The 24,437-nt window shown below is 41.9% G+C and carries 27 protein-coding genes, 1 pseudogene and 1 riboswitch; of the genes and pseudogenes, 2 read left to right on the top strand and 26 right to left on the bottom strand.

Annotation, left to right across the window (positions count from 1 at the left end; genetic code table 11):
• Positions 1-35 precede the first annotated feature (35 nt).
• From K5J94_RS04715 to K5J94_RS04705, 3 genes are read right to left on the bottom strand one after another with little or no spacing between them, the layout of a single operon-like run.
• Complete coding sequence (locus K5J94_RS04715; RefSeq protein WP_159544999.1) at positions 36-401, bottom strand: arsenate reductase family protein; 366 nt, start codon at positions 399-401, stop codon at positions 36-38.
• Complete coding sequence (locus tag K5J94_RS04710) at positions 398-895, bottom strand: methylated-DNA--[protein]-cysteine S-methyltransferase (RefSeq protein ID WP_221913683.1); 498 nt, start codon at positions 893-895, stop codon at positions 398-400. Before K5J94_RS04710 ends, K5J94_RS04715 begins: the two co-directional genes overlap by 4 nt.
• A gap of 15 nt (positions 896-910) precedes the next feature.
• Positions 911-1,462, bottom strand: a complete 552-nt coding sequence (locus K5J94_RS04705) for a GNAT family N-acetyltransferase (protein ID WP_221913680.1) — start codon at positions 1,460-1,462, stop codon at positions 911-913.
• Positions 1,463-1,729: 267 nt separating this feature from the next.
• On the opposite strand from K5J94_RS04705, the gene K5J94_RS04700 reads away from it, so the two are divergent.
• Complete coding sequence (locus tag K5J94_RS04700; RefSeq protein ID WP_159544993.1) at positions 1,730-2,362, top strand: copper homeostasis protein CutC; 633 nt, start codon at positions 1,730-1,732, stop codon at positions 2,360-2,362.
• Between the two features lie 154 nt (positions 2,363-2,516).
• On the opposite strand, the gene rsmI is transcribed toward K5J94_RS04700, so the two are convergent.
• The 10 genes and pseudogenes from rsmI to K5J94_RS04650 form a co-directional block, all read right to left on the bottom strand.
• On the bottom strand, positions 2,517-3,389 hold the full coding sequence (rsmI, locus tag K5J94_RS04695; RefSeq protein WP_159564931.1) for a 16S rRNA (cytidine(1402)-2'-O)-methyltransferase: 873 nt from the start codon (positions 3,387-3,389) through the stop codon (positions 2,517-2,519).
• 4 nt (positions 3,390-3,393) lie between these two features.
• Positions 3,394-3,723, bottom strand: a complete 330-nt coding sequence (yabA, locus tag K5J94_RS04690; protein ID WP_159544989.1) for a DNA replication initiation control protein YabA — start codon at positions 3,721-3,723, stop codon at positions 3,394-3,396.
• Entirely contained in the window at positions 3,716-4,504 is a 789-nt protein-coding gene (gene ricT / locus K5J94_RS04685; RefSeq protein WP_221913678.1) for a regulatory iron-sulfur-containing complex subunit RicT, read from the bottom strand. Before ricT ends, yabA begins: the two co-directional genes overlap by 8 nt.
• Positions 4,501-5,376: a DNA polymerase III subunit delta' gene (locus K5J94_RS04680; protein WP_159564927.1), complete on the bottom strand. Its 876-nt coding sequence runs from the start codon at positions 5,374-5,376 to the stop codon at positions 4,501-4,503. The genes ricT and K5J94_RS04680 overlap by 4 nt, the downstream gene beginning before the upstream one ends.
• Positions 5,376-6,029, bottom strand: a complete 654-nt coding sequence (gene tmk, locus K5J94_RS04675) for a dTMP kinase (RefSeq protein WP_221913676.1) — start codon at positions 6,027-6,029, stop codon at positions 5,376-5,378. Before tmk ends, K5J94_RS04680 begins: the two co-directional genes overlap by 1 nt.
• Before the next feature lie 378 nt (positions 6,030-6,407).
• The gene (locus K5J94_RS04670; protein WP_159544981.1) at positions 6,408-6,686 is read right to left on the bottom strand and encodes a YlbG family protein; all 279 of its coding nucleotides are present in this window, start codon (positions 6,684-6,686) and stop codon (positions 6,408-6,410) included.
• Positions 6,687-6,717: 31 nt separating this feature from the next.
• Positions 6,718-7,017, bottom strand: a pseudogene (locus K5J94_RS04665) (YlbF family regulator); the annotation flags it as partial.
• A 246-nt stretch (positions 7,018-7,263) separates the two neighbouring features.
• The gene (locus K5J94_RS04660; RefSeq protein ID WP_159544977.1) at positions 7,264-7,854 is read right to left on the bottom strand and encodes an ATP-dependent Clp protease proteolytic subunit; all 591 of its coding nucleotides are present in this window, start codon (positions 7,852-7,854) and stop codon (positions 7,264-7,266) included.
• A 191-nt stretch (positions 7,855-8,045) separates the two neighbouring features.
• A complete protein-coding gene (gene upp, locus K5J94_RS04655) occupies positions 8,046-8,675 on the bottom strand; it encodes a uracil phosphoribosyltransferase (RefSeq protein ID WP_159544975.1) in 630 nt (209 codons plus the stop codon).
• A 239-nt stretch (positions 8,676-8,914) separates the two neighbouring features.
• Entirely contained in the window at positions 8,915-10,552 is a 1,638-nt protein-coding gene (locus K5J94_RS04650; protein WP_159592561.1) for a putative polysaccharide biosynthesis protein, read from the bottom strand.
• Between the two features lie 88 nt (positions 10,553-10,640).
• Between K5J94_RS04650 and K5J94_RS04645 the strand changes: the two genes are divergently transcribed.
• Positions 10,641-12,095 (top strand): UDP-N-acetylmuramoyl-L-alanyl-D-glutamate--L-lysine ligase, encoded by a 1,455-nt coding sequence (locus tag K5J94_RS04645; RefSeq protein WP_221913674.1) that lies wholly within the window; start codon positions 10,641-10,643, stop codon positions 12,093-12,095.
• 234 nt (positions 12,096-12,329) lie between these two features.
• Here K5J94_RS04645 and K5J94_RS04640 read toward each other — a convergent pair whose 3' ends face one another.
• From K5J94_RS04640 to K5J94_RS04580, 13 genes are all read right to left on the bottom strand, one after another.
• Positions 12,330-12,983, bottom strand: a complete 654-nt coding sequence (locus K5J94_RS04640; protein WP_159564919.1) for a DUF1803 domain-containing protein — start codon at positions 12,981-12,983, stop codon at positions 12,330-12,332.
• Between the two features lie 157 nt (positions 12,984-13,140).
• The gene (locus K5J94_RS04635) at positions 13,141-14,076 is read right to left on the bottom strand and encodes a manganese-dependent inorganic pyrophosphatase (protein ID WP_221913672.1); all 936 of its coding nucleotides are present in this window, start codon (positions 14,074-14,076) and stop codon (positions 13,141-13,143) included.
• A gap of 99 nt (positions 14,077-14,175) precedes the next feature.
• Positions 14,176-14,967, bottom strand: coding sequence for a pyruvate formate-lyase-activating protein (gene pflA / locus K5J94_RS04630; RefSeq protein WP_159544965.1), 792 nt, complete (start codon positions 14,965-14,967; stop codon positions 14,176-14,178).
• Between the two features lie 893 nt (positions 14,968-15,860).
• Positions 15,861-17,213, bottom strand: coding sequence for a hemolysin family protein (locus K5J94_RS04625; RefSeq protein WP_221913670.1), 1,353 nt, complete (start codon positions 17,211-17,213; stop codon positions 15,861-15,863).
• Between the two features lie 164 nt (positions 17,214-17,377).
• The gene (locus K5J94_RS04620) at positions 17,378-17,917 is read right to left on the bottom strand and encodes a tRNA (mnm(5)s(2)U34)-methyltransferase (protein ID WP_221913668.1); all 540 of its coding nucleotides are present in this window, start codon (positions 17,915-17,917) and stop codon (positions 17,378-17,380) included.
• Between the two features lie 174 nt (positions 17,918-18,091).
• The gene (locus K5J94_RS04615; protein WP_159544959.1) at positions 18,092-19,009 is read right to left on the bottom strand and encodes a TIGR01212 family radical SAM protein; all 918 of its coding nucleotides are present in this window, start codon (positions 19,007-19,009) and stop codon (positions 18,092-18,094) included.
• Positions 19,010-19,219: 210 nt separating this feature from the next.
• The gene (locus tag K5J94_RS04610) at positions 19,220-19,870 is read right to left on the bottom strand and encodes a phosphatase PAP2 family protein (protein WP_221913665.1); all 651 of its coding nucleotides are present in this window, start codon (positions 19,868-19,870) and stop codon (positions 19,220-19,222) included.
• Positions 19,871-19,877: 7 nt separating this feature from the next.
• Positions 19,878-20,441 carry an ECF transporter S component gene (locus tag K5J94_RS04605; protein WP_159547853.1) on the bottom strand — a complete coding sequence of 188 codons (564 nt, stop codon included), beginning with the start codon at positions 20,439-20,441 and terminating at the stop codon, positions 19,878-19,880.
• Positions 20,442-20,517: 76 nt separating this feature from the next.
• A riboswitch (FMN riboswitch) is annotated at positions 20,518-20,640 on the bottom strand.
• Between the two features lie 586 nt (positions 20,641-21,226).
• Entirely contained in the window at positions 21,227-21,766 is a 540-nt protein-coding gene (locus K5J94_RS04600) for a tRNA (cytidine(34)-2'-O)-methyltransferase (protein WP_159544955.1), read from the bottom strand.
• 417 nt (positions 21,767-22,183) lie between these two features.
• The gene (yidD, locus tag K5J94_RS04595) at positions 22,184-22,432 is read right to left on the bottom strand and encodes a membrane protein insertion efficiency factor YidD (RefSeq protein ID WP_159544953.1); all 249 of its coding nucleotides are present in this window, start codon (positions 22,430-22,432) and stop codon (positions 22,184-22,186) included.
• Positions 22,429-23,154: a pseudouridine synthase gene (locus tag K5J94_RS04590; RefSeq protein WP_159544951.1), complete on the bottom strand. Its 726-nt coding sequence runs from the start codon at positions 23,152-23,154 to the stop codon at positions 22,429-22,431. Before K5J94_RS04590 ends, yidD begins: the two co-directional genes overlap by 4 nt.
• Before the next feature lie 19 nt (positions 23,155-23,173).
• A complete protein-coding gene (gene scpB, locus K5J94_RS04585) occupies positions 23,174-23,731 on the bottom strand; it encodes an SMC-Scp complex subunit ScpB (protein WP_159564667.1) in 558 nt (185 codons plus the stop codon).
• The gene (locus K5J94_RS04580) at positions 23,719-24,435 is read right to left on the bottom strand and encodes a segregation/condensation protein A (RefSeq protein ID WP_159544947.1); all 717 of its coding nucleotides are present in this window, start codon (positions 24,433-24,435) and stop codon (positions 23,719-23,721) included. The genes scpB and K5J94_RS04580 overlap by 13 nt, the downstream gene beginning before the upstream one ends.
• Positions 24,436-24,437 lie beyond the last annotated feature (2 nt).

The following is a 24,437-nucleotide window of genomic DNA, read 5'->3' as shown; positions in this document are numbered from 1 at the left end:
CCCCATATAATCAATGGGTGAGCAGGCAGGGCTTTTTAGTCGGTTAGAGGTAAGGCCTGATAGGGCGAGCGATAGCCGATCTGTAATAGGGTGTCACCTTGCACTAAGAGGGGTCGTTTAATTAACATACCATCTAAAGCCAGGAGCTTGCTGGCTTGCTCAATGGTCAAATCATCAATCTTATCTTTTAAACCTAATTGGCGATAGCTATTGCCACTAGTATTAAAAAATTGCTTAAGCGTGAACTTTCCTTGGTTCATCCACTGAATTAATTGTTCTGCTCTTGGGGGCCTTGCTTTGATGTCAATGGCCTGCCATTGGTCTTGAGCTAATAAGCTTTGTAATTCAGCTTTAGCTCGTTGACAGGTCGAGCATTTAGGGTATTCATAAAAGGTAATCATAGAGTCTCCAATCTGTTTTGTTCATGGTCTAAAAGCCAGGCCTTACGTTCAAGGCCACCAGCATAGCCGGTTAGCTGATGATTCCTTCCTAAGACACGATGACAAGGAAGAAAGAGTAAGAGGGGGTTACGCCCCAGGGCTGCGCCAATGGCTTGCGCAGAACGACAGTTCAGCTTTTTAGCGATTTGTCCATAAGTCTGCGTCTGCCCATAGGGGGTAGACTGCAAAGCCTGCCAAACAGTATTTTGAAAAGGGGTTCCCCGTAGCGCCAAGTAATCAGATGGTTCAGGCTTCTCCCCTTGAAAATAAGCATCCAACCACCACTGGGCTTTGACTAACACAGAAGTCTCGGTTTGATTTGTTTGACTGAGATCAAAAAATCGGCTGAAACTGTCCGTTTGATCGCAAAAACAAGCTCCCAACAGCTGACGACACGAGGCCAGCAAGAAAATCTCCCCGATTGGGGAGGTGTAGATGGTTTGATAATAGGTCATCTCTGTACACCTCAGTCATGAATAAGGATAAGAAGCTTCTTCATCAAGGTATTGAATCGGAGCTTTAGCTTGTCCATCTGTGAGCAGCTGGTAAGCTAAGCGCTCACCCGCCAAGGGAATCTTGCCACAATAGGTAAAGCCGAGTTTTTCTAGTAGGCCTTGCATGGCACGGTTCTTTTCATGCGTATCACAGCGAAAGTCTGTTTGAGCCAGCCCCTCCATCATTCCTTGCAAAAAAATCTGTGCTAAACCCTGACCTTGCCATTGCTGGCTCAAGACTAATCGATGAAAGACTACATAATCTTTCGTTTGAATCAGCCACTGTCCCTCATAGATGGCTTCATAGGCTTCCTCGCCGCCTTGCACAACCGCTACATAGCCGATAATCTCGCCTGCTTGGCAAGCAAGATAGGCCTGCCCTTGCAAAATGTCATTGCTTATCACTTGATAGTCAGGATAGGCATCCTGCCACTGGTCACTACCATAAGCCGCCATCTGACGCTTAGCCTGTTCAAAAAGCGGCAGGATTTGGTTAATTTCGTTGGGAAAGGCTAATCGAATGTCCATGGTATAATCCCTCCTTAGCTTTTGCTATTGCGCTTATCTGTTGCACTCAATCGAACAATCCAGCAGTAAATCTAAAGCACTAAGCAAGCTTAGTTTACTTGTGCTGATTGCTGATGCTGTACAGCTTTTTTTGCTGCACCAGCCTATTTTCTTTAAGTATAGCAAAGGCCAAACAATTTGACAAAACATTCTTAACCACATAGTAAGGTATTTGATTTCATGCTATAATGAAAGAAGATTAGCAATCGCTAACATAAGGAGATTTAAATGATTTTAAGAGAATTCTGTGCAGAAAATCTAACAGCATTACCTCAACTTCAAGCAGGAAATGTCGCTCGTGTGGAGCTCTGCGATAATTTAGCTGTTGGGGGGACCACCCCTAGCTATGGTGTCATCAAGGAAGCTTGTCGCTTGCTACATGAAAAGGGCATATCAGTGGCCGTGATGATTCGACCACGCGGGGGTAACTTTGTTTATAATGATACAGAATTACGGGTCATGGAAGAAGACATCCTTCAAGCCGTTACCCTAGAAGCTGATGCTCTTGTCTTTGGTATCTTAACAATCGACAATCAGATTGACCGCGAAGCTATTGAACAACTCTTACCCGCAACCCAGGGGATTCCTTTGGTATTTCACATGGCTTTTGATGCCATCCCAGCAAAAGAGCAATTCCAAGCTCTTGATCAGTTGGTGGAACTGGGCTTTACCCGAATTTTGCTGCATGGTTCAAAGGCCGAGCAGCCCATTCATGATAATATTGAACATTTAAAAGCTTTGAATGCTTACGCTGACCAGCGTATTGAATTGATGATTGGTGGAGGCGTGACTGCCGATAACTATCAAGATTTAACTGCCCAAACAGGCATCACTCAGGCCCACGGCACTCGTATCTGTTAAGCCTTATTAAGAAATTAAAAAAAGAGAGTAGACTGATTTGATATGACACCTGTCTCTTATAATTTTGACGCGCATTTTGTTTTTTACGTCAAAACTATGAGAAAAATCTATCAATTGTCTGACCTCTTTTTTTACTTGTAACGCCATGTGAACATCAGCCTTTACTCTGGTGATAGTCTGCATATAAGGCTTGACGATTGCGTCCTAAGGCTTTAGCTACTGCCTTGATTGCTTGATTTGGTTTTTCACCGGCTTGAATGCGAGCTTCAATCAGGGCAAGAGGATCCTGATGCGCTAGTTCTTGTTCATAGGCACTCTCACCTTTATCTCCTTCGACAATAATCAAGCATTCTCCTTTTAAAGGATGAGTTTCGATAAAGGTCCGAATCTCGGAGATAGTCCCCCGCTGATATTCTTCAAAGCGTTTTGTTAGCTCCCGCACAAGGACAAGCTTACGATCACCATAAATAGCTTGCATGTGCTTGAGCGTATCAGCCAGCCGGTAGGGCGATTCATAAAAAATCTGGGTTTCTGGGTATGCTTTTTTGCTTTCAAAAAAGGCTGCTTGTTGCCCCTTTTTGCGAGGTAAAAAGCCGTAAAAGACATGAGGTTGAGGCGCTAAACCACTAGCAATCAAAGCCGTAATACCAGCACTAGGGCCGGGTAAAGCAACCACCGGAATCGCCGCTTGAAGGGCTGCTTGGACCAAATCATGACCAGGATCAGAAATGGAGGGCATGCCCGCATCTGATACCTGGGCTACCGATTTTCCTGACAATAACCACTCCAGGATCTGAGGAATTTTGTCATAAGCGTTATGCTGATGAAAGCTAACCTGCCTTGCGGTAATTTGAAAATGCTTGAGCAATAGACCAGTGTTTCTGGTATCCTCAGCACAAATAAGGTCAACAGCTTTTAAGGTTTCCAGCGCACGAAAAGTCATGTCTTGTAAATTACCAATCGGGGTTGGCACCAGGTATAGGGTACCTGATGCTTGCTCTTCTTTAAAACTTTTTTGAACTCGCATTATCTTACTTTCTGTCTAATAATTCCCGACAAAACATGCACTCTTCATCATTTTCACGGCGCTGACCGTAGAAAAAGTTACAAATATGAAAACCCTCTTCATAAATGGTTTCCAAGTGTTCCTTTCCTTGACTAGGAGAGGTCTTAACACTGTTTTCGTGCTCATGCTCTAATTGGCTTAAACGTTCGCGAAGCTTGGTGTTTTCTAGACGAAGAACGGTGTTTTCTTCAACCAAGCCCTGCACTTGCTTTTTCATAGCTTCAATATCAGCCAGGGTCACCATCAAATTTTGTGAAAAGTCATCAAAAGCATCAAATAATTCGCGTTTATCCACTGATTGTGACCTCCTCTAATGCGTAATGAACAATGGGATAATGATCAAAAAAGCGAACAGCCACCACATCATTAAAAATGTCAATGCCTGTTACAATAGCTTGACCATCTTTGGTAAGGACTGTCTGTCCAAAATCAGGAAACTTAGCCTTACTTTCTTGATAGAACTGTTCTTCGTATTGTAAGCAACATAACAAGTGACCACAATAACCGCTTGATTTGCCCGATGAGAGTGATAGATTTTGATTCTTAGCCATTTTGATTGACAGTTTGGGAAATTCTCCCAGAAAACTAGAACAACACAGGGGACGGCCGCAAGGTCCTAAGCCACCTGATATACGAGCTTGAGCTCGGCTATTAATCTGCTGCAGTTCAATGCGCATCCGAAAGTGAGCAGCTAAGTCTTTTAATAAATTTCTAAAATCAACACGTTTATCAGAGGCAAAGGTGATTAAAACAAATTGGCGATCCAGGGGAAAGATGATTTCTTGAAGCTTTACTGTTAACTGATTGGATTGCAGTAAGGCCTGAACCTTAGCATAAGACGCCTTAGCAGCATAGTCATTAGCTGTGGCAGCTTGAATGTCCTTGACCTTTGCTCTTCTTAGGCATTTTGGCACTTCCTTATCAGCCATCATACGTGTTGGTTCATTGACTTCACCTAGATAGATAGCCTTGCCTTCTTTGATGAGCACCTGCGTCCCAATTGGATAAGCTTCTTGTGTTTGGACCAAGTGGCCTTGGGCATATTTACGATAGGTTACACCAATCACTTGCTTCATGTTATCACCATATATTCTAATGCATTTTGAAAACTCACGTTGCTTTGCCACATTAACCGAGCCTGGTAGAGACCTTCAAGATAGTGAAGAGACCAAGGGGCACCATATTGGCTAGACAAGAGCACCGTCAACAATTGAAAAGTGCGGTCTTGATCTTGCTTTTCTGGGGCTAATTGGCTAATGCGGCTAACTTCAATATAAGCCTGGGCTTTCTGACTTAATAACAAGTCCACAAAACGTTGACACCCATTGATTAAGTCTAAAAGCTTGTTATCTGCCATTAGCACCTCGAGATGAGCGGGATTTTTAGCCAACTGGGCTAAGAGCTGGGCTTGGCTTTTTAAAAGGCCCTGCTGCTGTGCTTGTTGCACCAAGTAGTCTTGATTCTTGGGAAATCGAAAGACCTGCGTTCTGCTTTTGATGGTCGGCAAGACTTGGTTTTCATCATTAGTCAGTAAAAAAATGTAAGAGTCGCTTTGTGGTTCCTCGATATATTTTAGGAGACTGTTAGCAGCATTTGTATGCATTTTTTCACAGTCTTTTACAATAAAGACCTGACGATTACTTTCATAGCCCGTTGATGAAAATTGGCGCAACATTTCGCGTACTGTCTCTGTCTTAATCACCTGGCCAGCTGGTTCCAAAAGGGTCACATCCGCATAGTCTTCTTGGGCAATTAAATGACAGGTGCGACAATGACCACAAGGCAAATGGTCCTTGGGTTGCTCACAAAAGAGCGCTTGTGCCAAATAGATAGCCATATCATAATTAGCATAGTCTCCTGCAAAGAGATAAGCATGACTCAAGCGATTGTGCCCAATAATCTGCTGAAATTGCTGAAATATTTCTGGTGCTAACTCTTGAATTGCCACTAACTTTCCTCTCCTTGATGTTTGGCCAAAAATGGTCTTAACACTTGCACAGTATCTGCAACAACTGATTCAAAATCCTGCGAAGCATCAATCGTTACAATCCGCTCGGGATAAGCCTTAGCCAAGGCCCGATAACCTGCTCGCACCCGCTGATGCAACTCTAGTTGTTCTAAATCAAGGCGATTGACTTCGCGCTGTCCATTTTGTGAAATCCGGCTCAAACCAATATCAGAAGGCACATCAAAATAAAGTGTTAAATCAGGCAAACGCCCATCAGTAGCATAATGATTGAGCCACTGAATGGCCTCAATGTCCAGCCCACGCCCATACCCTTGATAAGCTACTGAACTGTCAATAAACCGGTCCATAATCACACATTGCCCTTGCTCAAGAGCTGGTTTGACTTTTTCAACCATATGTTGCCTGCGTGCAGCAATATAAAGGAGAAGCTCTGTCTTAGCATCCATTGCTGAATGGTTAAGATCTAAAATCACTTCACGAATCGCCTCTGCTATAACAACACCACCTGGTTCTCGGCTGGTCACAAGCTGCCCAGCAAGCAGAGTGTTTAATAGTGGTAGAATTTCTTGTAAAACACTGGTTTTACCAGCACCATCTGGCCCTTCAACCGTAATCAGTAGTCCTTTTTTCATGGTCACCTTTATATCCTTAATAGTTCTATTTTACCAAAAATCACACAAAAAAACACGGTCAATCTGAGCGTGTTAACTGTTGCAATCACTGCATTACTCAGCCACATGCCTATATGCATAAAGCCCAAAGAGGCAACATAAAAGGGCTTAGGCTGCCTTTGATAGCAAGCCCTAGCAAAAGGGATTGACGTGGTTTACAGCTTTTGTCTTAAGGTGGTTCTGTGGTCACAGCAAAGCCTGTCGTTTCCAGCTCAATCTAAGACCACCTGCTTAGCTAGCAAAGTTACAAAAAAGGTCCCACCATCTAACCTAGCTGTGCTCATTAATCATCAACCATTTAAGCAAAACCCTTTTTCAGCCTGTAAGGTCATTAGCCAGCTAGTAAGCAGTTGCGCCTGATTCGTCTTCTTGTCGATGCAGGTTACCAACAAAATGAGTATCAATAGCAGCAAGCTCTGAGGGTTTCACCTTTTTGACAAAGCGTAATTTACTTAACTCTTCTATTTTCTGAGCAACTTCTGACTGATTCACATATAAATACAGATAACGAGAGCGTTTAGAGTGGTAATGGAGATCACCATACTTCATCACTTTGCGCGCATCGCGATTATAATAGAGATACACAACTAGACCTTGTCTCTCTTGTTTTTGATACATGGTTTATCTTTGATCCTTTTCTTTTATATTCTTATAAATCCCTTGAGGATGGGGGTACTTTTTTGGCTGCCAGGGGCAGACCGGTATCCACAAAAATAGTGGGCGATACAGCCTCAGCCAGGCTTTGGGTCACCTGCGCCAGCAATTTTTGAAAATCAACCTCCGCATAACGTAGTTGAACCATGGCCGGGTGCAAATCTAATTGCTTTTTGCAGGCTAGAACTTGCTGCCGAAGTGCTGACAAATGGCTAACATCCTTGCTATGTCTGGCAGCTTCCTCGTAGGTGTCCACTAATTGCTGAAAAGCCTGAATACGGCGCCCAAGCTCTGTATCTTTGTGTACTTACTTACTTGCTAGCTGATAGTGCCCATATTGAGGAGTGTTTTTCAGGGCTTGCACCAAGTCTAAGGCGGCAGCTTCTAAGGCAAATAAATGATCATTAACGGCTAACATACTTTTGATTATATCATATTTTTAGCAGAGTCGCTCAGCTAGGAGTACGCAAAAAACACTTAAGCCAGGACTTAAGTGTTTATGTTTGAGAGCGTCACCTAATGCTACACCCTAGTGTGAACCTTAGACTAGCTCGTTATTTTCCATAATTTCATCAATAAAGCCATAAGCCAGCGTTTCTTCTGCCGTCATCCAATTATCACGCTCAGCATCTTTGTGAATTTGTTTGATGGTCTTGCCAGAATTTTGGGCCAAGATTTTTTCCAAACGATGACGCGTTTTCAAGAGATGCTCAGCAGCAATGGCCATGTCTGATTGTTGCGTACCGCCACCGGTGCCACCCATTGGCTGGTGAATCATGTACTCCGCATTAGGCAACATGAAGCGTTTGCCTTTTGTACCAGATGAGGCAATGACTGTCCCCATTGAGGCAGCCATCCCCATAACAATCGTTTGCACGTCTGATTTGATGAAATTCATCGTATCAACAATCGCTAAACCAGCCGAGACAGAGCCACCAGGCGTATTGACGTAAAGGTAAATATCTTTGGTATTATCTTGTGCATCCAAGAATAATAGCTGCGCGATAATACTGTTAGCAAGATTGTCTTCGACCGGACCAGTCAACATAATGATACGGTCTTTTAATAAACGCGAATAAATGTCGTAAGAGCGTTCGCCACGACTTGTTTGTTCAATAACAACAGGAATCATAGAAATCTCCATTCTATTTATGATTGACAAACAGGGTTCATCAACCATGATATTAATGATTGATACTATTATAAGCTAATGGTCAACAAAGGTCAAATATTTGCTTTGCCAAAGGCTAACTTTTCGCCCATATCAAGGTTTGTTCCTTTGGTGCTTTAACTCAGTGCCTACTTAAAAAAGGGCTTAGCACGTTATTTTGTCCCAAAGAGACGGTCACCCGCATCACCAAGACCAGGCACAATATAGCCATTTTCATTTAGTTTTTCATCAAGGGCTGCTGTATAGATGTCCACATCAGGATGAGCAGCATTTAACTTAGCAACGCCTTCTGGGGCTGCAACCAGACAGACAAATTTAATATTAGTAGCACCGCGTTTTTTCAACGAATCAACCGCTAAAATAGCAGAGCCACCAGTTGCTAGCATGGGATCAACGATAAAAATCTGCCGTTGGTCAATATCTTCAGGAAGTTTTACCAAATATTCAACTGGTTGCAATGTTTCTTCATCGCGATACATACCAATATGACCAACTTTGGCAGCCGGCACCAAACTCAAAAAACCATCAACCATACCAATCCCTGCTCGAAGGATAGGAACAATGGCTAGCTTTTTCCCTGAAAGTTGTTTTTGCACGGTGGTCGCCACCGGTGTTTCAATCGCAACATCTTCTAATGGGAGATCACGCGACACTTCATAGCCCATCAGCATGGCAATTTCGTTTACTAATTCACGAAAATCTTTGGTTGAGGTATCTTGACGACGTAAGATTGATAACTTGTGTTGAATGAGCGGGTGTGAAATCACTTGACATTTTCCCATTTTGATTACTTCCTTCTTCTTTTTTCACTTTTAACATTATAGCAAAAAAAATTTGATTTTGCTTGATTCTTTAAGACTTTTCAAGCTTATTTTTTAAGTCGGGTAAGTAAAAAAGCCCGGGCGAAAACCCAAGCTTTCTGTGGTCATTGATGAATAAAATAGGGCACATCCTGCCTGAAAAGGGGCGGCTAAACAAGTCAGAGTAACTAATATATGATTTGCCTGCCTTTTGCTGGCTACTAAGCAAGGTGAAGCTTTTGGCGCAATTTTTTAGCTTTGCTTTCACCAATAAAACGATCAAGCAGATGCGTAGCAAGGGCGAGATAGCCATAAACACCAAAACCAATCGCACCGACAATCGTTAAGTAAAGCAGACTAGTCAAACGATCGATTGGAATGAGCACCATGCCTAAGAGCCAGCTGGCAAGCAGCACCACTAGCCCCATGATGAGGGTAATAAGGCTAACAAGCAAAACTTGCCGGCGCAATCTTTGGCGATTGAAATGGGTTACTTTGTGCAGGCGATGATACATCAGATAAATAGGCACAAAAAGAGCCACACAGGTTGCAAGGATTGGGCCATAAGCATGGAAGACATAAATCGCAGGGATTTGTAAAAGCAGTTTAACCATAATCCCATACATAAAATAAAGTAAAGCTTTGCGATTTTCAAATAAGGCCTGAAGCATCGGCGATAAGAGCGAGTAAAGCGCTAGAAAAATCGTTTGGACAAGAGCCGCTATAAACAAATGAATCGCCTGATTACTGCTAGGACCATAAAAAATCGTATAGAGCGGACGAGCCAAAATAATGGCGCCAGTCAAAGCCGGCAAGATAAAAGCCAGCAGCATGGTGATATTATTAATAATCAATCTGGCCGCAGCATGCATGTCTTTTTTGACATAGTTCTCGGTTAAAAGGGCGATGCCCACTCCCCCAATGGAAGCTGCGACCGCAATCAAAATCATCGTAATCTTCGATGGATTAGCATTAAAGTAGCCAAACAGAACCAGTAATTGCGATTTTGAGTAGTTGGTCAAAAGCAACATCGTGTTAGAAAAGGTCCATTGGTCAATCAATTGAAAAGCTTGGATGGCACTGCCAATGATGATAAAAGGAATGGATTCTTTAATGGTTTCAAAGAGCAGGCCCTTAGCATCAATCTGATAGCTCAGCTGATTTTTGCGTAAGATAGCCTGGAGCAAGCCTTCGCGCCATAAATAATAAATCAGCACCGCCATGCTGGCAAGCATTCCGACAAAGGCCGCAAAGGTGGAGTGAGTCACTGCCTGAACGTAGTTCCCTGAGCCCAGCTGCATAATGTAGTAAGTCGTAAGCAACATCCAGATAACACGGATAAACTGCTCTGCAATTTGGCTTAGGGCAAAAGGCTTTAGATTATTGTAGCCTTGAAAGATGCCACGAATAACGCTCATTACTGGAAAGACAAGGACAGCCAAAGATAGGCTGTGCATGACTGGGATGAGTTTTGCATCACTACCTGATAAGCTAGCAAACAAAGGAGACGTGACATACATGATGACAGAGAAAAACACACCAAGTCCAACCATTAGCTTTAAGGTAGTTCGAATCAACTGGTAACTATGCTCTTTTTGGCCCATAGAATTGTACTTTGCCACTTGTTTAGCAATAGCTACATTCAGCCCCGTCGTTGACACCAATAAAAAATAGGCATATACATTATAGCCCATATTAAAGAGTGCATTGGCTTGCGTGCCATATCGGCCCATCCAAATTAACCAAGGGATGATATAGACAACCCCTAATAGGCGACTGGTGAAATTGCTAACAGTTGACCAAATCGTCCCTCGTAGCATTAATTGTTCTTGCGTTGCTTGCGCTTTTTTTCTTGGCATTTTTTAACATTCCATTCTATAAGTAGCTATATTATAAACTTTTGCCTCATACTTGTAAATCATCAACTTTAAAGATAAAATAAGAACTATGATAAGAATTGAACAGACTATTGATATTTTAAAACAAGATCATAATTTTCGAGAAGTAATCAGGCAGGGCCATTATTTTTATAACTATAGCGGCCTTTCTTTTACAAAGCTTAGCTACGATTCTCGGACAGCCGATGCAGAAACACTTTTTTTTGCCAAGGGTGCTTCTTTTAAAAAAGAATACCTTGAGCAGGCCTGCCAAAATGGCCTGCAGGCTTATGTCTCTGAGGTTGATTATGACTTACCAATTCCCGCCATTATTGTCAGTGACATCAAACATGCAATGAGCTTGATTGCTATGGCTTTTTATGATAACCCCCAAGATAAGCTGCAATTGCTAGCATTTACAGGAACTAAGGGCAAAACCACAGCAGCTTACTTTGCCTATCAGATATTAAGCCAAAGTCACAAACCAGCGCTCCTTTCCACCATGAACACCACACTTGATGGCAAAACCTTTTTTAAATCAACCCTAACTACACCTGAAAGTCTTGATCTCTTTCAAATGATGGCGACTTGTGTGGCAAATGGCCGCACGCATCTCGTTATGGAAGTCTCAAGCCAAGCCTACTTAGTTGGTCGTGTCTATGGCTTAACCTTTGATGTAGGCGTCTTTTTAAATATCAGTCCTGACCATATTGGCCCGATTGAACATCCAAGTTTTGAGGATTACTTTTATCATAAGCGACTGTTGCTGGACAATAGCCGTGCTGTTATCATCAACAGCGGCATGGATCACTTTGCCATTGTCAAGGAGCAGATCGCTCATAAAGCTCATGACCTTTATGGTGCTGACTCAGACAATGCTATCATTGACAGTCAGGCTTTTACATTTACAGTTAGCGGCAAACTGGCTGGTCAGTATAAAATTAGACTCATCGGCCGCTTTAATCAAGAAAATGCCATCGCTGCTGGCCTAGCTTGCTTACGTCTGGGTGCTTCGCTGCCAGATATTGCAACTGGCATTGCCACCACGCAGGTCCCCGGAAGAATGGAAGTCCTCAACCATCCTTTAGGAGCCAACATCTTTGTCGACTACGCCCATAATGGGGATAGCCTCGCCAATTTAATCTCTGTAGTTGAGGAGCATCAAGCTGGCCATTTAACGGTGATCTTAGGCGCTACTGGTAATAAGGGCGAGAGTCGCCGAGCTGATTTTGGTAAAGTACTCAACCAACACCCCAACCTGAATGTTATATTAACCGCAGATGACCCCAACTTTGAATCACCACAAGCCATCTGTGAAGAGATTGCGCGTTACATCAGTCGTCCAGTGACCATTATTACTGATCGCCAAAAGGCCATTGAAACTGGTTTGACCTATTGCAAAAAAACCGGTGATGCCCTAATCATCGCCGGTAAAGGAGCAGATAAGTATCAAATTGTAAATGGGGTTAAAGAGGATTACCCTGGAGACTTAGCCATTGCACAGCAAGCTCTTAGTAGAAACTAGCTCCTTTTAAAAACTTAAAATGGTTTTTAACCAAGTATTTTTTCAGCCTGCTTTTTCCATGTCAGGCTGAAATAACAACATTAGCATTAAGCTTAAGAAAATTGTACTGATGACGTTAGAAAACTCTCAGGACAAGACACTTAAGCTTTTTTAGATTTGATAACAAACAAGTTGGCATCCAAAAGGCAACGGTTAAGAGCCGTGATTGTGGTTCAAGCGCAAACAACAAACCGTTTATTGTGCACTGAATTGTAAACTTTCTGGCTCAACCTGCATAGCTAACTGATAGCTATCATCACCAAGTGGCTTAAGATAGCCTAATAAAACCAAGGCTTGCCAAAAAATATCGGGCCGTTTTTGCTTCACACTATCATGAGTTAAGAACTTAAGTAACCATTGGCTGATATATTTCATAGCATAGGCGGGATTAACATCACCCAAGAGCTGATAGAGAGGAACTTGTTGGCTGCTCATCGGATAACCCTTGGCCAACTTGTAAAAAACATTGTTCAGAGTGAGGCGCTGCCGCTCAAAATCCGTTTCTTCAAGTAGAATCAGGTGATTGTTTTGAGAAGTCAAGCTTGTCGAGTAAACATAGGTCTTGAGACGCTGATGCGCTTGGGACTGATCATCAATAATCAATAGTTGATCCAGCGGTGGCTTCTCAAAGGCATCAGCAATAGCTAGATGATTAACATAACGCCGATTTTCGCGATACACATAGCCAGCTTCAATAATCTTATCTAACTCCCGATCGCTATTAGGATAGGCCGGTAGGGCCTGCTTGATTTGTCGCAACGTTACCTCCTCATGCTGATCAAGGTAATTGATCAGTTCAAAGAAATAGGCAGTTCCAGTCAGTTTATCAGGATTAATCACACGTAACATATTTTTATTATACCAAACAACCTCAGCAGGTCTAAACGCTTAAACCACATTGATGTCTAAGAAGGACGCTTTTTTGAGTTGTGCATTCATCTGTTGACAGCCAAAAAGAGGTGAGAATAGAACTTCCTCACCCCCTTTTTTGTAGGCTGATAAGTAACTATAAGCCAAAGCTCTCAGTCAGTTGTGGCACGACTTGTTTTTTCCGAGAAACAGCTCCTGCTAAGAAAGCGTGGTTGTTTTCTAAAACAAAATCAAAAGCTTTTTCAATCTTATCCATATTGGCACCAAGAGCAAGAATTTCCGAATTAGAATTAACAATATCCGTAATCATCAACACAAAGTCAGAATACCCTTCCTTTGCCATAGCTTCTAAGATAGCTTCTTCAATAGCCGCTTTTCGAGTGAGTACTTCAGCAATATCAACTGTGTTGACCTGAGCGACACGCACAGCATTGCCATTTAATTCAAAGGTTTTAGCATCAATATCAATTAATTGAGCCTCGGTTTTGCTTGCAAGATTAGTCCCAGCCTTCAACATCGCCATACCATATTCTTCAAGAGAAACCCCAGCGATTGCTGCTAGTTCTTCAGCTACTTTATGATCAGAAATATGGGTTGTTGGTGATTTTAGCAGCAAGGTATCAGAAATCAATCCAGATAATAATAGACCTGCCATTTCTTTTGGTACTGCAACGTCACTTTCCTTAAACATCCGATAAACAATTGATGATGCTGATCCAACTGGCTCTAAACGCATATAAAGCGGATTAGCGGTTTCAAAATTACCAACACGGTGGTGATCAACCACGCCATATATTGTTAGCTCAGCAATATCAGAAATAGATTGCTGAAATTCATTGTGGTCGGTCAAAATGACAGTATCTACGCCTTCTGCTTTTGCTGATACCACCACCCGCGGAGCTTTAACGCCAAAATAATCCAAGGCAAAAGCAGTTTCTTCATTAGGTGTGCCCAAAGCAACTGCTTCTGTCTCTAATTGATAAGCTTCTCTTGCTAGATAAGCAAAAGCATAGGATGATGCAATAGCATCCGTATCTGGATTTTGATGACCAAAAACTAAAATCTTAGACATTCTTTTACCTCATTTATTATAATCACTTTATTTTAGCACGAATGTACCCTAAAATCAAAAATTATCAACAAAAAAGAGTAGTTGAGCATGGCTCAGCTACTAGTGATGATGCACCCGGCGCATGTATTCAGTATAGCTTTCTGTCTTCATAATATCTTTAGCATTTTGGACCCGTTCTTTGCTTGGCGGTTTTACCCCAGCTAAAGTATAAGGAATGCCCAATTCGCGCCATTTAAATTCACCCATCGTATGGTAGGGCAAAATTTCAAATTTATCAACATTCTTTAATGTCGCAACAAAAGCTCCCAATCGCTCCAAATGCTCATCAAAATCGGTCAAACCAGGAACTAGCACATGACGTATCCAGACCGGAATCCCCTTATCAGATAGGTACCTAGCAAATAACAAAATGTTGGTATTGGGCTGACGCGTTACGATTTTATGTTGCTCGGGGTCTATTTCTTTTAAATCAAGGAGAACCAGATCTGTCACAGCCAACAACTGATCCAGTTTAGCATGGTAGCTATCAGTCGGCCGGTAGGTAAACCCACACGTATCAAGTGTGGTATGAATGCCATGTTTTTTAGCTTCAATGAATAAGGCCGTAATAAAGTCGAGCTGGAGCATAGCTTCTCCACCAGATACTGTAATGCCACCTTTATCACCCCAAAAATGCTTGTATTGCATCGCTTCTTGTAAGACATCACTGACTGTACGGACTGTGGATTGATTGGTTTCTAGCTCCCAGGTATCAGGGTTATGACAGTATTGGCAACGCATCTTACAGCCTTGCATAAAAATGATAAAGCGAATGCCCGGACCATCTACTGAACCAAAACTTTCTGTCGAATGAATCATTCCAGTGACTTGGCCATAATCAACTTCTGACATAAGTCCCTCCTTCATTTTTGCAACCGTTTTTACATTTTCATTATACCATTTTCCCTGCTAAAACGATGGGCTTTTCCGCGGCATAAGCCAAATTCTGTTCTATAGTAGTCCGCAATCAGACACCCTAGTTTGTTTCAAAAAACTTATATCCGAACCGCTGCTGTTTCATTAAGCTACCCAAAATAAGCTTAAAAAGAAGCAGCTCTTTCCCAAAAATAGGGTGTTTCGAAAATTTTTTTGACCATGGCATTGCTCATATGCCCAGAACAAAACACTATGGTGGGGCTGCGCCAGCTAGCTTTGTTTCACAAACCACCTGAGTAGTCTGTTTCATGGCAGCCAACAATAGATAAAGCCATATGCGACTTACTAATGTAACTTTAGTCGTATTTCATTTAAGTTAGATGGGCCTTTTTGTCTGCATGAAAAAAGGCCTATAATCTCCAGAGTCGCGTTACCCACTACAGAAATTATAGAGTCAAAAGAAGACGAATTTCGTCTCCTCTCGCGCTTAGTTATAAGTTATAAGTCACCCACTACAAGTTGACAATGAGACCAAAAAAAGCTCCATCATCCCTGTAGTAGTCTTCTCCACTACAGACATAATAAAGCCAAAAGTTAGACACAGATTCTAACGATTAGAGGTCATTTTAATCTAGATTTTATCTCTTAGTGTCATGCCAAGTCAGCCTAGCTAACATTCACTCATACTACAAGAAATCGCGCACTCGCACCTTTGAAGGGAGGAGTGCCTGTCTAGGATGAGAGGCAAGCAGGTGATTCTCTTTGAAACTAACAGTCGTGACAGCTGATCGATGCCGAAGGTTTGGGCCATTCAAAACAGTACAAACTTTAAGCTTTGCCTGTTAGCGCTGCATTCTAGTTAATAAAGATCAGTCAGTCGCTTTATCGCTACTGAAATCTTGAGCTGTTTCACGCTGAGACATAATCATCTTTAACTTAGTGATTCGGCCATCCTTAACTTTATCATTAATTAAGGTAATATGTTTATCCTTGTTATCAAGTTCAAAGATTTCTTTTTGGTCCTGACTAGGAATCGAGCCAATACCGGTTAAGTAAAAACCGGCAATGGTGTCCACATCATCACTCTCAAGTTCTGTTTCAAAATACTCATTGAAATCATTAAGGGTCATAGTGCCAACAACAATAAAGGTGTTTTCACCAATAACATGGACAAATTCTTCAGCCTTATCAGACTCATCATCAATTTCCCCAACGATTTCTTCCAAGAGATCTTCTAAAGTCACCAATCCAGCAACCCCACCATATTCATCAAGTAAGATAGCCATTTGGTTTTGGGTATTGCGCAGCTGCCTGAGCAAATCATCAACAAAGATTGTTTCAGGAACAAACAGAGGTTCTTGCAGGATTCGCCTAAAATTAATATTGTCAAAGCCCTGCTTAAAGCCAGCTTCTAGCAGACGTTTGGTGTGGATAAGACCAATAATTTTGTCCTTATCACCATCGTAAACCGGAATCCGTGAAAAGCTTTGTCGCAAAATGTCAGTGATGGTTTTTTGAGGATCATCATTAATATCAACCATAAAGGCATCTGTGCGGGGAACCATGACTTCACGCGCCATCATCTCATCCAGTGAGAAAACGCCTTGCAACATCTCAATTTCTTCAGCATCAAGCGTCGCTTCGCTATTTGAGAGCATGTATTCAATCTCATCACGCGTCATTTGCTCATCGGCATCATCAAAAGTCATTGGTGTGATCCGACTGAGTAAATTAGTAGAAGCTGATAGGAGCCACACAAAGGGGCTGACTAGTTTGCCAATGATGATAATGACAGGAGCTGAGATAATCGCAAGGCGGTCTTTGAGGTTCATAGCAATCCGTTTTGGATAAAGTTCACCTAAGACGATAGAAACGTAGGTCAAAAAGACCAGGGAGCTAATGCTGCCAACTGTTTGGGCGGTGGTTGAACCACCTAGCCAACCGGCAATGACTTTGCCAAGCGAAGCTGATAGGCTAGCCCCTGATAAGAGGCCAATAAATGTAATCCCAACCTGAATAGTCGATAAGAAATTATTGGGTTGGTTCAAAACAGATAGTAAACGTTGGTATTTTTTATCGCCATCAGCTGCTTTTTGTTCAACGCGCGAGCGATTTAAAGATACCAAAGCCATCTCGCTGGCAGAAAAAAAGGCATTTAGCATGGTCAATACAAGTAATAGGAGGAACTGTAGCACTAAGGGCTGACTCCCAGGGTCTTCCATGACAAAAAATCTCCTAAAGTTAGATATAGTACCCACATTATATCATATTTTTCAAATCATGCTATCAAAATTTATTAGCTGCGGGCACAGCTAATAAGCACCTTTTTACTCAAGCAAAATAGCCCAAGACTTACTAAATGACTGCCTGGCTATTTTCCAAAAGCTTAGTGCTTTTCAATCATGATCAAAAAAGGAGGCTGATTGGCCTGATTCAAGGGCTTATAGAGCATGACTGTATAGCTCCTTTGCTCTAAGGTCGCCACAAAATCAAGGACGGCATCCTTTTCCTCCACACCGCCTTGGTGGCCATAATAAACCATGATAGCCACTCGGCCTCCTGGCACCAAACAGTGCAAGGTTTTTTTGAGGGCCACAATCGTGCTATCCGGTTTGGTCATTAAAGACTTATCCGCGCTAGGCAAATAGCCCAGATTAAAGATAGCAGCATCCAGACGCCTGACATAGGTATCTAGATTTTCATGGCTATCTAAGATCAATTGGACATTAGTCAGGCCAGCCTGATCTAGACAATCTTTTGTCCTGGCAACTGCCGCTTCTTGAATGTCAAAAGCATAGACTTTTTGGGCCCTTTGAGCCAGAAAAAGGGTATCATGGCCGTTTCCCATGGTCCCATCCAGCACCTGTGAATGCTTGGTCAGAATTTCAGCTAAAAATGTGTGGGAATACTGCAATGGGCCTTTCATGATCTCTCCTTTAGTCCTTACTCATCTCTTTTACAGATTTATTTACAAAATAGCTAGCGCCGCAAAAGGCAGCAAACGCTAAGGCCAAGCCTTCTAAAAAAGAAGCATCTGCTCTCAAGACTAGACTCTGGTAGCATTTTCTTAATCTGCCGTAGGAGACTTGGCTTGCAATCACTACAGTTTGCACCCCTGGACACTGCCGCGCCGCTTCATTTCCTGATTGATGGCATTAAGCACTTCCCATTTGTTTAAACTCCACATAGGACCAATCAGCTTATCTCTTGGTGCATCACCGGTAATGCGATGAATAACAATCTCTGGTGGAATAATCTCTAGCTGATCACAAACCGTCATAACATAGTCCCTTTGGCTCATCAGTTTTAGGCGGCCTTGATGATAATCACGCTGCATGCGTGTATTGGTCATCAGATGTAATAAATGCAATTTGATTCCTTGAATGTCGTTATCGCTCACGCAACGGCGGACATTCTCAACCATCATATCGTGGGTCTCCCCAGGCAAACCATTAATCAGATGGGAGACAACTTCAATCTTGGGATAGCGCCGGACACGCTTCACCGCATCCTTATAGAGTTCATAAGAATGGGCCCGATTAATTAAAGCTGAGGTTGCCTCGTAGGTTGTTTGGAGACCTAGTTCCACCGTTACATGCATGGTCTGTGCGAGCTGGCCCAGGTAATCAATGGTTTCATCGGGTAAACAATCCGGTCGCGTACCAATGTTGATTCCGATGACGCCTGGTTCATAAATGGCTTGTTCATAGCGCTCTTTAATCAGCTGCAAAGGAGCGTGGGTATTGGTAAAATTTTGAAAATAGACCAGATAGCGGCGCACATTGGGCCACTTGCGATGCATAAAGTCAATTTCTTTATAAAACTGTTCTTTAATAGGAGCATCTGGAGCAACAATGGCATCCCCCGAACCAGACACCGTACAAAAAGTACAACCTCCCCGAGCAACTGTCCCGTCACGATTGGGACAATCAAAACCAGCATCAATGGGGACTTTAAATATTTTTTCACCAAATAATTGTCGGTAGTAATCATTGAGTGCACGATAGCTTTTTTCCATACTGTTATTGTATCACAACTCAAAAAATAAAAAAGCGAAATAAAAAGGCTGCTTATCAAGTAAGCACCCCTTATTCCACCACCATTAAAGGGGAACAACATAGTTAGCCTTTGTAAAACAAAAAAGGCATTGAAGCACTTTCTTAGTCACTGCCAATGCCTATAAGTACTAAAAATAGCCAGAGCTTTGAAACGTGTTCACTCTAAGCACTTAGTTTTGCTCACCGTGAAAGCGCCATTCAAAGCGCTTGCGATCATAAAAGGGATAGACTAACTCTAAAACACCAAAACCCAGGATAAAACCAGCTAAAACATCACTTGGATAATGCACGCCCAAATAAATCCGTGATAAACCAATCAGAACAATCAAACTGCCTAGCAGCCATTGAACAACTAGCCGCAAGAAAGGCTGCTTGATCCGTTGATGAGCAATAACAATTAAACTACCATAGATAAGCATACTTCCCATCGAATGACCACTGGGAAAAGAATAGCCCCCTGCAAACACCAAATGCTCAATGGTCGGGCGAACGCGCTGGTAAATTAATTTTAAACTGATAATGAGAACACTCGCACCAAGCCCTGCTATTAAAACATAATAGCTTTCTGCTTTCCACTTTAGAGCTTGTAGGATGACAAAGGCAAATACCACCACGATGAGTTGCGTTAATACATTTCCTAAGACAGTTATCAGCATAAAGAACCTCGTCATATTATCCGGTAGATTTCCTCGCACCATCGCTTGGATTGTCTGATCATACCCTGTCAATGTAGCTGGGTAAAAACGAATGGCATAGCCAATCATCACAAATAATAAAAAGGCAAACGAAGCAATTAAGAAGTGTTTTTGTTTATTTTTCAAATCTGGTTTAATATCTTTCTATAAGTGGTTTACATGCAATATACACAAAATAAAAGGAAAGGGCAAATAAAGCACCCTCAAGGAGATTAAAAGGCACAACCATAGCCAGCAAATAATTACTTAAACCAAGCATGGTTTTAATATCAAACTGGGCAAATTTAGCATAAAGGGGAATGGCATAACCATAATTGAGAAGAACCATGGTTATTGTCAAAACAAGTGTTCCAACAATGCTAGCCAGCAGATAGCTCTTAGGCTTAGGCCTTTTTCGTGGTTGCCAAATGAGGGCAAATACCGTAACAAATAAGCCAATGGCTACTATATTCATAGGTAAGCCAATAAAATCATTAACACCACTATTGTTTAATATAAATTTCAAAAGTGTGCGAAAGATTAAAATAATATAAGCGCTCCTCAAATCAAATAGGACAAGCCCTAACAAAATAGGGATAATACTAAAGTCAATCTTTAAAAAATTAGCTCCTGGTATGACTGAGAAACTAAAAAACATTAGTAAAAACGAAATAGTGGACAATATAGCAATCGCCACTAATTGTCGTGTTTTGAACATAAAAAATTCCTCCAATTTTTGCAAATTGAAAGAAGTTCCGTTGTCGTTGAGGTAGCCAAAAAGGCACCTCAAAAAGCCCGGTCTTCTCTCATCCAGACTTTACTGTCGGTTGTGGAATTGCACCACATCAGCTTGCGCTCGCGGACTTCTATAACTAGTCACCGCCGGTCGGGAATTACACCCTGCCCTGAAGACACTTATAGAATAGCATATTTATCACTATCTAGCAATAAATTTGCGTCATAATTCAAAAAAATCTCCCTCTTCCTAATAAATTCCAGTCTAAACTGCTCGACCACACTGAGCAATTCTCAGTAAAATAACACCAGTAAAAAGCTAAGCAAGAGGACAAAGCAGATCGCGCCTAAAATCACGCTGGGCAAATAGCGAGTGGGCTTGAACCATAATCACACAAAAACCTAGTGAATTCCCACTAGCTGTAGCCCTGTTAACAAATAGCAAAAAGCAAATTATTTGACCATGAGGCTGACTTAGTTCCTCTGACAGATAGCAGATCAGGCGACTTAATCACGAATCAGCTTCAGCGATGTTAACAAATAGCAAAAAGCAAATTATTTACTCCGCTAGCAGATTAAACTACTCATCTCAAATGATGAAAATCACTTTATTAAGAGAGGCGCCGCACTGCTCAGCTAGGAATGCAAACTTAGCTTTTCACTAAGAGAGTGACAGCCTAGCTTAGCCATTTTTCTTAGTAGGCAGGAGCAACAGCTAGGTTTCTAAAACAAGGACTTGTCTTTATATTATTAGTATATCCACAAAGCTCATTTTAATTTATCATGATCATAAGTATGGCTTAGCTCTAAACCCTGAAAGGACTGCTGTTTGAGCGCCTCATACACAATCATACAAACTGTATTTGAAAGATTAAGGCTGCGCACATGTTGGTCATTCATAGGAATCCGCAAAGCTTTTTCAGGATGATGCCGCATAAAAGGTTCTGGCAATCCCTTATCCTCTCGTCCAAATAAGAAATAGTGCTCTTGGCCATCATTATAATTAACATCTGAATAAACCTGCTCAGCAAACTTGCTAATCAGGTGCAACTGTCCCTGACACCGGGTCATAAAATCATCTAAACTCTCATAGAAAGTCACGTCCAGCTTATCCCAATAATCCAGACCTGCCCGTTTCATCTTGCGGTCATCAATGGGAAAGCCCATTGGTTTAATAATATGTAAAGGCGCATTGGTTGCTGCACACGTCCGAGCAATATTCCCAGTATTTTGCGGTATTTGCGGTTGAAACAGAACCACATGATTTCGCGGATGTGCTTCCTTATAATTAAGTTGATGAATAGCCATAACCGTTCCAACTTCCCTTCTACATTAAAAAACCACAATGCCCGGAGTCGTTCTCAGCAGACAATGTGGTTATGGTGCTTCGTTACCTTAAATCATAACAGGTTTGATTTAAACCAACGAATGCTTAGTCATTATTATAGCACTTCTCGTTGAGAAGTCAACAGCTACTCTAAGCTCATAGCCACTGGCCAGTAAGAATGTCTGCTCAGCCATTAACAAGCCTTTCACACACTTACTTCCTAAACACACGCCACGACGGCTGCAAGTCTTACTTCTCAGCCTTATTCTCAAGGTCGCCATCATCTGACTTTAGGTGAGCCAAAATGGTATTAAGACCTCTGGTGGACCACAATTCTAAAAAGCATAGCAATTATTGAGCTACAAAAACCAACTTTCTCAAACTCCAAAAAGGTAAGTTTAGTATTTTTTCCCATCAGGATTACGGCGTAAGGTAAAATAATCAGGAACTGGATCTTCTCCACCAGCAGCAAAAGGATGACAGCGCAAAATGCGCGCTAATCCCATGACAAAACCTTTTAAGCCATGCTTTTCCAAGGCAGTAATCATATAGGCAGAGCAGGTTGGACGGTAACGACAAGAAGGCGGAAACGCAGGTGAAATCCATTTTTGATAGGCACGTACCAACAAAATTAAGATAGTTTTCATCTTTGTTTGATAACAGCTGCATTATGCAACTGGCTAATTTCTTTTTTATTTAAGCGACGAGCCTCGCCAGGGCGCAAACCAGTTAAATCCAGTGTGCCAAACTGGGTACGCGATAATTTATCTACTAGTAGCCCTACTGCTTCAAACATTTTCTTGACCTGGTGATTTCGACCTTCGTGGATGGTTAGCTCAACTATAGAACGATTCTTATCTGTTTCAACCCGAATAATCTTATAACGAGCTGGTTTTGTCTTTTTCCCATCTATGACCACGCCACGTGTCAAAGGACGTAGATTCTCCTTGGTTGCAATTCCTTTGACCCGCGCCAAATAGACCTTGTCAATTTCATTGCGTGGATGGATCATCTTATCCGTAAAATCGCCGTCATTGGTTAAAAGTAAAAGTCCAGACGTATCCCAATCGAGACGACCAACAGGATAAATACGCTCTTGCACTTGAGGTAAGAAATCCAAGACGGTGGTACGTCCTTTATCATCAGATACACTGGAAATGACTCCGCGAGGCTTATTTAAGAGGTAATAGACCTTTTCTTCATTGTAGATAGGGGTTCCTTCAATCTCAACCCGGTCACCACTTTTTACCAGAGTGGCTAAGTCGGTGACAACCTGGCCATTAATCGTCACCAGACCTTGCTTAATGAATGTTTCAGCTTTGCGACGACTGGCAACACCAGCATGCGCAATAAATTTATTGATTCTCATATTTTTCCTTATCTTTGTTCTAGGCTTCATCGCTCGTTTGGAATAACTCTGGTGCCTCTTCATCAACGGCTAAGTCCTCAATCGCCATTAGCTCTTCTAAATGATTAATCCCCATGTAGTCAAGAAAGTAGTCAGTTGTCACATAGAGATTGGGGCGACCGATGACTTCTTTTTTGCCGGCTTCTTTAACTAATTCAAAGGCAACTAGTTTGCTCAAAGCTCCACTGGAATTTACTCCGCGGATTTCGTCAATTTCAAGCCTGGTTATCGGCTGTTTATAGGCAACGATTGCTAAAACCTCTAAACTTGCTCGAGAAAGGGATTGGTTGATTGGTGCTTTGGCATAATCGCGCAGCAAAGCAGCAAACTGCTCCTTAGTAACCAATTTATAGGTATTAGAGGATTCCAAAAGGCACAAGGCAGAAGAAGAATCACTCGCATACTTTTGTGCTAATTTGTCTACTTGCTGCTGAAGAGCTGATGGCGTTAAAGCCAGTAATGTTCCCATTTGACGTAAACTCAAACCTTCTTCACCAGCTACAAATAATAAAGCCTCAATTTGGGCTAAGTATGACATGACGCCTCCCTTTGTAAGACAATTGTCCCAAAGTTAGTTGCTTGACTAACCGTGGCAAATTGAATTTTAATGAGTTCTAGTGTTGCTAAAAATAGTGTAATCATTTCATTGCGAGACTGACAAGCAGCAAAGACCTCCTCTAATGTTAGTCTTTCTCGCTGCTCAAGCTGAACTTGCAATTCCTGCATCTTGTCTTCGATCCGATAATGATCTCTTTCAATAACCGTGTGGTTTTGCTTAAAGGTAGCTTGCTTGACTGTCATCAATTTGGAAAAAACCAGAAAAAGATCCATGACTGTTTTATCTTCTTGCAGGACCGTATCTTCAAAAATAAGCTCTTGCTTTGGCTTAGAAAAAAATTTAGCACGTTGGTCATGTTTAAGGGCTAAGCCTTCACTAAGCTCCTTGAATTTACTGTATTCCTCAAGCTGATTTAATAAGGACATTTCAGGATCAGCTTCCACTTCTTGAGGTTCAACGACTTTTGGTAAGAGCTTTCGACTCTTAATTACCATCAATTGACTAGCCATTACCATATAATCACCAGCCACTTCGAGTCGCATGATTTGCAAGGTTTCAATATAGGCTAAATACTGTTCAATCACTTCAACAATGGGCACATCATAAATATCTACTTGATATTTGGCAACCAGATGCAAAAGCAAGTCAAGTGGCCCTTCGAAATCTTTTAACTTTATATCCATGT

Origin of the sequence: Streptococcus halichoeri (assembly GCF_019774635.1) — a bacterium.
Taxonomy (GTDB): domain Bacteria; phylum Bacillota; class Bacilli; order Lactobacillales; family Streptococcaceae; genus Streptococcus; species Streptococcus halichoeri.
The sequence above is the reverse complement of the archived record's forward strand: the minus strand, read 5'-3'. Positions and strand labels throughout refer to the sequence as shown.

Coding starts and splice junctions, on each gene's coding strand:
- yidD (WP_159544953.1), bottom strand. CDS start 22,432: ATGAAAACTATCTTAATTTTGTTGGTACGTGCCTATCAAAAATGGATT.
- K5J94_RS04580 (WP_159544947.1), bottom strand. CDS start 24,435: ATGGATATAAAGTTAAAAGATTTCGAAGGGCCACTTGACTTGCTTTTG.
- K5J94_RS04615 (WP_159544959.1), bottom strand. CDS start 19,009: ATGGAAAAAAGCTATCGTGCACTCAATGATTACTACCGACAATTATTT.
- pflA (WP_159544965.1), bottom strand. CDS start 14,967: ATGTCAGAAGTTGATTATGGCCAAGTCACTGGAATGATTCATTCGACA.
- K5J94_RS04660 (WP_159544977.1), bottom strand. CDS start 7,854: ATGATTCCTGTTGTTATTGAACAAACAAGTCGTGGCGAACGCTCTTAC.
- rsmI (WP_159564931.1), bottom strand. CDS start 3,389: ATGCGAGTTCAAAAAAGTTTTAAAGAAGAGCAAGCATCAGGTACCCTA.
- K5J94_RS04645 (WP_221913674.1), top strand. CDS start 10,641: ATGATAAGAATTGAACAGACTATTGATATTTTAAAACAAGATCATAAT.
- K5J94_RS04625 (WP_221913670.1), bottom strand. CDS start 17,213: ATGGAAGACCCTGGGAGTCAGCCCTTAGTGCTACAGTTCCTCCTATTA.
- K5J94_RS04705 (WP_221913680.1), bottom strand. CDS start 1,462: ATGGACATTCGATTAGCCTTTCCCAACGAAATTAACCAAATCCTGCCG.
- K5J94_RS04715 (WP_159544999.1), bottom strand. CDS start 401: ATGATTACCTTTTATGAATACCCTAAATGCTCGACCTGTCAACGAGCT.
- tmk (WP_221913676.1), bottom strand. CDS start 6,029: ATGAAAAAAGGACTACTGATTACGGTTGAAGGGCCAGATGGTGCTGGT.
- ricT (WP_221913678.1), bottom strand. CDS start 4,504: ATGAAGCAAGTGATTGGTGTAACCTATCGTAAATATGCCCAAGGCCAC.
- K5J94_RS04670 (WP_159544981.1), bottom strand. CDS start 6,686: ATGTATCAAAAACAAGAGAGACAAGGTCTAGTTGTGTATCTCTATTAT.
- K5J94_RS04605 (WP_159547853.1), bottom strand. CDS start 20,441: ATGTTCAAAACACGACAATTAGTGGCGATTGCTATATTGTCCACTATT.
- K5J94_RS04590 (WP_159544951.1), bottom strand. CDS start 23,154: ATGAGAATCAATAAATTTATTGCGCATGCTGGTGTTGCCAGTCGTCGC.
- upp (WP_159544975.1), bottom strand. CDS start 8,675: ATGGGAAAATGTCAAGTGATTTCACACCCGCTCATTCAACACAAGTTA.
- K5J94_RS04700 (WP_159544993.1), top strand. CDS start 1,730: ATGATTTTAAGAGAATTCTGTGCAGAAAATCTAACAGCATTACCTCAA.
- K5J94_RS04640 (WP_159564919.1), bottom strand. CDS start 12,983: ATGTTACGTGTGATTAATCCTGATAAACTGACTGGAACTGCCTATTTC.
- K5J94_RS04635 (WP_221913672.1), bottom strand. CDS start 14,076: ATGTCTAAGATTTTAGTTTTTGGTCATCAAAATCCAGATACGGATGCT.
- K5J94_RS04600 (WP_159544955.1), bottom strand. CDS start 21,766: ATGGCTATTCATCAACTTAATTATAAGGAAGCACATCCGCGAAATCAT.
- K5J94_RS04620 (WP_221913668.1), bottom strand. CDS start 17,917: ATGAAAGGCCCATTGCAGTATTCCCACACATTTTTAGCTGAAATTCTG.
- K5J94_RS04710 (WP_221913683.1), bottom strand. CDS start 895: ATGACCTATTATCAAACCATCTACACCTCCCCAATCGGGGAGATTTTC.
- scpB (WP_159564667.1), bottom strand. CDS start 23,731: ATGTCATACTTAGCCCAAATTGAGGCTTTATTATTTGTAGCTGGTGAA.
- K5J94_RS04650 (WP_159592561.1), bottom strand. CDS start 10,552: ATGCCAAGAAAAAAAGCGCAAGCAACGCAAGAACAATTAATGCTACGA.